6 protein-coding genes are annotated in these 8,097 nt (G+C 69.0%); 4 read left to right on the top strand and 2 right to left on the bottom strand.

Going from position 1 to position 8,097, the window contains the following annotated elements; translation table 11 throughout:
• A partial coding sequence (locus IRZ30_RS13570; RefSeq protein ID WP_294085970.1) for an aminotransferase class III-fold pyridoxal phosphate-dependent enzyme occupies positions 1-624 on the bottom strand: 624 nt, incomplete at its 3' end.
• A gap of 475 nt (positions 625-1,099) precedes the next feature.
• Here IRZ30_RS13570 and IRZ30_RS13565 point away from each other — a divergent pair.
• The 4 genes from IRZ30_RS13565 to IRZ30_RS13550 all read left to right on the top strand — a co-directional run bounded on the left by IRZ30_RS13565 (position 1,100) and on the right by IRZ30_RS13550 (position 4,266).
• Positions 1,100-1,420, top strand: coding sequence for a heavy metal-binding domain-containing protein (locus tag IRZ30_RS13565; protein WP_294085969.1), 321 nt, complete (start codon positions 1,100-1,102; stop codon positions 1,418-1,420).
• A gap of 176 nt (positions 1,421-1,596) precedes the next feature.
• Positions 1,597-2,238 (top strand): hypothetical protein, encoded by a 642-nt coding sequence (locus tag IRZ30_RS13560; RefSeq protein ID WP_294085968.1) that lies wholly within the window; start codon positions 1,597-1,599, stop codon positions 2,236-2,238.
• Positions 2,239-2,366: 128 nt separating this feature from the next.
• Complete coding sequence (locus IRZ30_RS13555; RefSeq protein ID WP_294085967.1) at positions 2,367-3,539, top strand: sodium:calcium antiporter; 1,173 nt, start codon at positions 2,367-2,369, stop codon at positions 3,537-3,539.
• Positions 3,540-3,573: 34 nt separating this feature from the next.
• Positions 3,574-4,266 (top strand): DsbA family protein, encoded by a 693-nt coding sequence (locus tag IRZ30_RS13550; protein ID WP_294085966.1) that lies wholly within the window; start codon positions 3,574-3,576, stop codon positions 4,264-4,266.
• A gap of 16 nt (positions 4,267-4,282) precedes the next feature.
• On the opposite strand, the gene IRZ30_RS13545 is transcribed toward IRZ30_RS13550, so the two are convergent.
• Positions 4,283-8,044 carry a kelch repeat-containing protein gene (locus IRZ30_RS13545; protein WP_294085965.1) on the bottom strand — a complete coding sequence of 1,254 codons (3,762 nt, stop codon included), beginning with the start codon at positions 8,042-8,044 and terminating at the stop codon, positions 4,283-4,285.
• Positions 8,045-8,097: the final 53 nt, after the last annotated feature.

Raw genomic sequence — 8,097 nt, 5'->3', positions numbered from 1 at the left:
GTCGACGAACTCGTCCTCGGTCATGCCCTCACCGTGCCGGTAGTAGTAGGGCGGGGTGAGATGGATAAACCCGGCGGGGCGGGGGCCAAAGTCCTCCCAGTAAGCCGGAATGCCGGTGGCCGACAGCGCGCCCATGGCGATGCCGTGGTAGGCCATCATGCGGGAGAGGATCTTCACCTTGCTCGGCTTGCCGCGCAGCGACCAGTAGTAGCGCGCGATCTTGATGGCCGTCTCGTTCGATTCAGCCCCGCCCGAGGTGAAGTTGAAGTAGTTCAGGTCGCCGGGGAAGAGGCTGGCGAGCTTGGCCGCCAGCTCGATCGTCGGCGGGGTGGCGAGGCCGAAGAAGGTGGGGCTGAAGGCGAGGCGCTCTCCCTGCTCCCGCATCGCATCGGCAAGCTCGCGGCGGCCGTGACCGACGTTGACGTTCCAGAGCCCGGCGAAGGCGTCGATGTAACGCTTGCCGTCGGTATCCCAGAGGTAGACCCCCTCGCCGCGGGCCATGACCAGGGGTCCGTACTCTTGAAGCTGGCGCAGGTTGGACACCGGATGGAGCATGTGCGCCTTGTCCTTGCGGACGAGGTCGGCGGTATTCCAGGTCTCCTGCGCCGCGCCAGTCTGGTTCATGCCACACTATCCCTTTCGTCGTGACCGCGTTCACTGACCGCCTGCCTATTGTCGCCCAGCCCGCGGTGCGCGTCTACCGAAGCATACCGCCCCGAGGGTACTCACGCGGGCGGTGCATGAGTGCGCCCGCTCGTGGGCAAGTCCTTCGATTTCGATGAAGCTTGACGGTGTGTGGTGGTGAAGTGGGGCCGTGGCCCGGTCGTTGTCGTCCTTCGCTCCGCCACCCGCTCTCGCGCTGCCGTCATCCTGAGTGGCGCGAAGGATCTCGCGTCGGATCGGCCACGCAGCGAAGGATGACAGTCACCGGCCGGCTGGCGGATGTATCACAGCAATTCGTCATGAATCATGAATTAAGGAAGCGGTGCGCTCGGCACACTGCATCGCGACCGGGCCGGCTGGTGTAGCATCGACGTGCGGGGCGCGTACAGATGCACCCTGTAACCGGAACCGTCGCATCGAGTAGGAGTAGGGAAGGGTGATTCTGACGACAACCACGACCATCGAGGGGCAGCCCGTCCGCGAGTACCTCGGCATTGTCCATGGCGAGGCGATCCTGGGCGCCAATCTGTTCCGCGACCTGTTCGCGAGCATCCGCGACATCGTCGGTGGGCGCTCCGGCGCCTATGAAGAGGAGCTGCGGCGGGCGCGGCAGATCGCGATGGAGGAGATGGCCCAGGAAGCGCGCGAGCGCGGCGCGAACGCCGTCATCGCAGTCGATGTCGACTACGAGACGATCCAGGGGGGCTCCGGGTCGATGCTGATGGTCACCGCATCGGGGACGGCCGTCCGCATCTAGGGGCGACACCGGAGCCGAGGCGTCTGCGAACAGACCGGTAATGTCAGGAGCGCCGGCAAGATGCCGGCGCTCCTCTGCGCGCGGCGCAGGCCGTTGCCCGAGGGCGCGCCATGGCGTACGCTGTCAGCCTGGGGTGTGCCTGTGAGACCCCGCCATAACTCAGCCTGGGAGGAGCCATGACCCCACTCGAGCCTACTGCCGACGAGTACTACGTTGACTCTCCCGTCGTGCGCGAGTTCATCGCCGCGGTCCAGGCAGCCCGAGCCGCCGAGCCGGACCCGGCGCTGCTCGTTGAGCGGCTGCGCCCGGCATTCAGCCGCCTGCTCCAGGCCGACGGCTGGCTGCCGGACGAGTTCGCCCGGCCGTACGAGGCGAGCGGCATGGGAGGTGGGATCGGCCAGTACCTGCTCTACCGCTCGGCCGATCGCTCGCTGACCCTCTTCTCTCTTGTGGTCCCGGCCGGGTCGACGACGCCAGTGCACGACCACCTGGCGTGGGGGCTGGTCGGGCTCTACCGCGGCGAGCAACTCGAGCGGGTCTATGCCCCCATCGCCACCAACTACGACGCGGGGGAGGCGAAGCTGGAGCTGATCGAGGAGCGAACGGTGCGGGCGGGTGAGTTCTACACGCTGCTGCCCCCGACCGACGATATCCACAGCGTGACGACCACATCGAGCGAGGCGTCGATCTCGATCCACCTGCTGGGCAACGACGCCGGCTGCGTCGTGCGCCACCGCTTCGACCCAGAGGCCGCGTCGGTCACGCCGTTCCGCTCCGGCTACAGCAACGTGCCGTGCGAGGACGAAGCGAGGGGTTGAGCGGGTCGCCCGCCGCAACGCGGGGAGCGCCGAAAAAGCCGTTGTTGCACGCAGCGTGCGACGTGTAGGCTGGCTCTGTGTGCGCGCCGCGCGGGCGGCCGAGAGCACTCCAGGAGGGAACGCCTCGCATGCAGAGATGGTATCCGCTCATCCTCGCCATCCTCGCCCTGGTGCCGGGCATCGCGCTGGAGCTGGGGTTCTACCACGTCTCGGCGCCGGTTGCGGCACTCCTGCTTGGTATCGCCATCATCGGAGCCGCGTTCCTGCTCTCCTGGGCTGCCGAGGTGATTCAGCTCGACGTCTCGCAGGGGCTGGCGCTGGCGCTGCTTGCCCTGATCGCGATCTTGCCCGAGTACATCGTTGACGCCACCTTCGCCTGGCTGGCGGCGAAGGATCCCGCGTACTCCCACTACGCGATCGCGAACATGACCGGTGCCAACCGGCTCCTCATCGGCGTTGCCTGGCCCCTGGTCGTCGTGCTCGTCTGGCTCCGGACACGGAAGACCAAGGTGTCGCTTGAGCCGTCGCACGGGCTAGAGCTGATTGCGCTGCTGCTGGCGACGATCTACGCCTTCGTCCTCCCGATCAAGGGGACGCTGTCCCTCTTCGACTGTGCCGTCCTGGTCACGATCTTCGTCGTGTATGTGGTTCGGCTGGCGCGGATGCCGGCCGAGGAGCCGCACCTGGTCGGGCCGGCGGCGACCATCGGCACGCTCCCGGCTCGCACACGCCGGTTGGTCGTCGCGGGGCTGGGGGTGCTCGCGGCGGTGGCGATCCTCCTGGTGGCCGAGCCGTTCGCGCACGCGCTGATCGAGACCGGTACGCTGTTCGGTGTCGACGAGTTCCTCCTGGTGCAGTGGCTGGCGCCGCTGGCCTCCGAGGCACCGGAGTTCGTGGTGGTGAGTATCTTCGCCTGGCGCGGCGCGGCCGGTGCCGCACTGGGGGCGCTTGTCTCGTCGAAGGTCAACCAGTGGACGCTGCTGGTTGCCATGCTGCCGCTGATCTACTCGGTCGGCCTGGGGCACCCGGGCGCGCTGCCGCTCGACGGGCGCCAGCAGGACGAGATCCTGCTCACGGCCGCGCAGTCCCTCTTCGCCGTCTTACTGTTGCTGGACCTTCGGCTGTCGCTGGTCGGTGCCGGACTCCTCTTCGGGATGTTCGCGGCCCAGTTCATCTTCGCCGACATCCGGGTCGAGATGTCAATCGTCTACCTCGTGGCCGGGGCTATCGCGATCTTCATCAGCCGCGCCCACCTTGGAGCGGCGATCCGCGGCGCCCGCTCGGCCGGGCAGAAACACTGACCCGGCCGGTTTCCTGGGAGGAGGTGTGCCCACCATGGCCGAGCCGGTTCAGATCGCGCTCTATGCTGATCTCTCCTGCCCCTTCGCCTTCGTCACCGCGTTCCGGCTGCGCCGGCTGCGCGACGAGTACCGCGGGCGCATCGCCATCGTGCACAAGAGCCTGGCGCTGGAGTACGTCAACCGCGAGCCGACGCCCAAGAAGGTGCTCGACAACGAGTTGCCGCTGCTGGCGCTCGAGGAGCCTGACCTGCCCTACCAGCCGTGGCACCGGCCGGCCAGCGAGTGGCCCGTCACCTTCTGGCCGGCCTTCGAGGCCGTCAAGTGCGCCGAGCGGCAGGGCCTGGACAAGGCCGACGATCTGGCCTGGGCCATCCGCGTCGCCTTCTTCCGCGACAGCGCCTGCGTCTCGATGCGCCACGTGCTGATCGACCTGGCCGAGCAGGCCGGGCTCGACCTGGATCGCTTCGTAGCCGACTTCGATGCGGGCGTCGGCAAGGCGCAGGTGATCGAAGAGGCGCGCGAGGGCTGGGAACGGCTGCGCGTCCCCGGCAGCCCGACCTTCGTCCTGCCGTCGGGCAAGCAGTACAGCGGGCTCGGCCTGCCGGAGATCGACCTCGACGTCGAACGCCACCACCGGGTGAGCGGCATGACGCCCGCGCCGTGCCGGGGCGAGGAATGCCTCGACCTCTACCGCCGCATGTTCGACGAGGCATTGCCGTCATCCTGAGCGGCGGGGCGCGGGATCACCACCGGCCCCAGGGCCAGATCCACCCCAGCCGGCCCGTGCGGAGCGCGACGGAGTAGGGTGCCGGATCGTCGTCGACCGTGAACCAGAGCGTGTGCGTGCCGGACGGCAGGCCCCAGGTGCTCACCATGGCCAGATACTCCCCGCCCTGCGGCGACAGGCCGACGTAGACGATCCGCGCCAGCGGCCATGGGTGCGCTGCGCCGTCCTCCGTGGTCAGTCCGGCGGCGCGCAGGCGATGCGCCGCGGCGGAGTGGTTCACCCCTTCGGCATCCACGAGCCGCAGCCGCACCCAGACCCACGGCCCCAGCCCAAGCGGACCGATCTGCTCGACCCCGTAGCGGACCTGATACGTGACAGTCTTGCTGGCGGTGTTGCCCGCGACGTCGCGCGCGTCCACCTGGAAGGCGTGGTTGCCCACCCGGCTCGTGTCGATCAGAGCGCCGGACGGCACCGGCCCATCGCAGGTCACGACGCCCGAACCACCGTCGGAGCAGGCGTACTCGGCCGCGACCTCCTGGTTGAGCAGGTACGTCCCCGCCGGGTGGACGATGTGGATCTCCGGCGCCGCCGTGTCGACCGGGAGGCTGACCGGCCCGGCGACGGTGCAGTTCCCCGCCACATCGCAGACCGTGCGCGTCCCGTCTCCGGCGATGCTTGCCACCTGCAAGCCGTGCGGGATCGGTGTCAGCGTGAAGTGCGCATCGCCCGGGTCGCGCAGCCCGGAGACCGGGTCGACGGCCGTGCAGGCGACGGTCGCCCCCTCATGCCAGCTATCCGGTTCCTCGCAGGAGACGACCGGCGGGGACGGGTCGATTCGCACCTCAATCATCCGCGCCGCCTCGACGTTCCCGGCGACATCGCTGCTCCAGACGGTGAGCCGAGTGGTACCCTCCGTGTCGATCGCCAACGGCTCTTGATAGCGCTCCGGCGTGCCGCCGTCGATCTGATACCGGATGTCTGCCGTCCCCGATCCGCCGTCGGTCGCGGTCAGGGTTACGGTGACGGTCCCCCGGTACCAGCCCGCGTCGCCCAGCGGCCCGGCGACCGCCGCGGTCGTCACCGGCGCCGTCCGGTCGATATTGATCTCGTCGACGACCCGGCTTGCTGTGTTCCCCACCCGATCGACGCAGGTGCCGGTCACCGCCTGCCCGGCGCCGTCGTCCACGAGCGTCACCGGCGCGGGCGGGCTCCCGGGCGCGAGCCCGGCGCCCTCATCGACACAGGTGAACGTGACCGTCACCGGTTGGTTCACCCACCTGCCCGGCGTGTAGGGCACACCTCCCACGGAGACGGTCGCCGCGATCTCCGGTGCCTTCCGATCCACACCGAATGTGTACGGCCCGGCCTGCGTACAGTGGCCGACGCGGTCGCAGACCTGGTGGGACTCAGTGGGAGCGGCCGCGCGCTCCTCGCCGGCCGGCACATCCGTCCGGAGGGTAAAGCTCGCGTCCTCCGGGTCGGCCAGCCCCGCGCCATCGTCGCGCGCCGTGCAGACCACCGTGCGGTTGTCGCCCGACCACCCCTGATCCGGCACCGTGCAGTCGATCGAGGGCGGGGTGAGGTCGACATTGATCGGCCCGACCGTGACCTCAGCGCGCTTCCCGGCCTCGTCGACGGCCTCTCCGGTCACGATCTGGCCCGCCCCCTCGCCGAGGGTCACGTCCGGCCCGCAGGTCACGAGCACCCCCGTCCCGCCGCTGCACGTGAACGTGACGGTGACGGGCCGGTCGTACCAGCCGGACGGGCTCTCCGGAATCGGCTCACCGGCGGCATCGACCAGCGCGTAGGTGATGCTCGGCGCTGGCCCGGCCACGTTGATACCGCTGATCTCGACCGGCGTCTGATTCCCGGCGTGGTCTTCCACGACGTCGTGCACGCTCTGCCCCGCCCCGGCGCCGAGCGTGCGATCCGCGGGGCAGACGCGGACGCCGGAGCCATCGTCGGAACAGGTGAAGACGATACGGAGCGGGCCGGGGTACCAGCCGTTCGTCGCCGCAACCGGCCGGCCGTCCGAATCCTGGTAGGCGACCGTGACGGTCGGCGGCACGGTGTCGACGTTGATGCCCTCCACCACCGTACGGGCCGTGTTCCCCGCGACGTCGGTCGCCACTCCTTCCACCCGTTGCCCGGCGCCGTCGGCGAGCACCTCCGGATCGGGACACTCGTGCGCGCCCGATAGCGCATCGGCGCAGGTGAACACCACGGTGACCGGCTGTGAGAACCACCCCGCCGCGTTCGGCTCGACCGGCTCCCCATCCGGCCCGTGCAGCGAGGCCGCGATCGACGGCGGTGTGCGGTCGATGTTGATCCCGTCGACCGTCACCTCGGCCCGGTTCCCGGCCCGGTCGACCACCGATCCCTTGGCAGACTGGTCGCGCCCCTCCTGCGAAAGCGTGACCGGTGCCGGACAGGCGCCCTCGTCAACGCCCGAGGTGTCGTCGTCGCACGTGAAGTGGATCTCGACGGGCTCCCGATACCACCCGTCCGCATCCGGTAGGCGATCAGGCGCGCCGCCGATCCGGGGCGGCGTAGCGTCAATCCGCAGCGAAAGGCTGTGAGCCTCCTCGGCGTTGCCGGCAGTGTCCGTGGCGAAGAATTCCAGCGCGTGGACACCGTCGTCCTCGATGACGACAGGCGCAACGTAGTCCTGCCATTCGCCACCATCGATCCGGTAGTGAATTCCCTGCACCTCGGACTGCTCGTCACGGGCGCTGAGTGTGACGGTCACCGGTCCGGTGAACCAGCCATTGGTTCCGTCCGGGCCGTCCAGGTCGACCGTTGTGACCGGTGGCGCGAGATCATCCACCGCGATGGTGACGAAACGCTCGGTGGAAGAGACCGTGCTCGTGTTGTACCCACCCACGGCGTAGATGACCCCCGCCGGAGTGATGGTCACCCCCATCGCGTAGCGGGCTTGTTTGAGTGGCGCACCGGCCTCCCAGATGCCATCGCGAGGATCCAGCGACAGGACGGAGTTGGTCGCATTCACGTCATAGCCGCCGATGACGTAGATCCGTCCGTCGGCCCCGGTGACCGCACCCATCTCCCGCCGCCCGCTGGGAAGTGAAGGCCCCTCTGGTTCCCACTCACCAGTGGCCGGGTCGTAGATATCAACAAACGCGATCGGCTTGTTGGAGGCATCCGCCCCGCCGATCACGTAGATCCGCCCATCCGCCGCCGTCGCGGCCGCCGCACCCCAGCGGGCTCGCGGCATCGGCTCGATGGACTCCCAGGTTCGATCGACCGGATCGAACACCTCGGCGGTGGCAAGGGGAGTCCCAGCGTTCCGCCCTCCGAATACATAGATCCGCCCGTCCTTCCCGGTCGCCACGGCCGCATTCGCCCGCGCGGTGGACATCGTTGCCGTCAGCAGGGTCCAGGTGTTCTCTGACGGATCGTAGACCTCGACCGAATCGAGCTCCGTCGAGGAGTAGCCTCCAATAACATAGATTCGCTCGTCCCCACCCCGCGCCGCGACTGGGCTGCGCCGGGCAACGTTCAACGAGGCAATCGTGCCCCAGGAATTTGTCTCCGGATCATAACGCTGGACCGTATCGAGGTTGGAACTCGCATAACCCCCGATGGCGTAGATCCGGCCGTCGCTATCGCTCACCGCAGCCAGATACCGGCGCCCAGGCGACGGCAGATTCGCGACCGCCTCCCACTCCGTCGCCGCGGCCACCGGCAGGCCCGCCAGCTCCACAGCCAGCAGCCACGCGACCAGCAGGCAACGGAAGACCCCTCCCCGTCCCCTCATGACCCGTGCCCCCCGCCCCCGGGTGGGGGGTGTACACCTGTCCCGGCCCGCGG

The sequence above is a fragment of the Sphaerobacter sp. genome (assembly GCF_019683595.1).
Taxonomy (GTDB): Bacteria; Chloroflexota; Chloroflexia; order Thermomicrobiales; family Thermomicrobiaceae; genus Sphaerobacter.
Note: the sequence above shows the minus strand (reverse complement) of the source record. Positions and strands in the feature narration are given on the sequence as shown.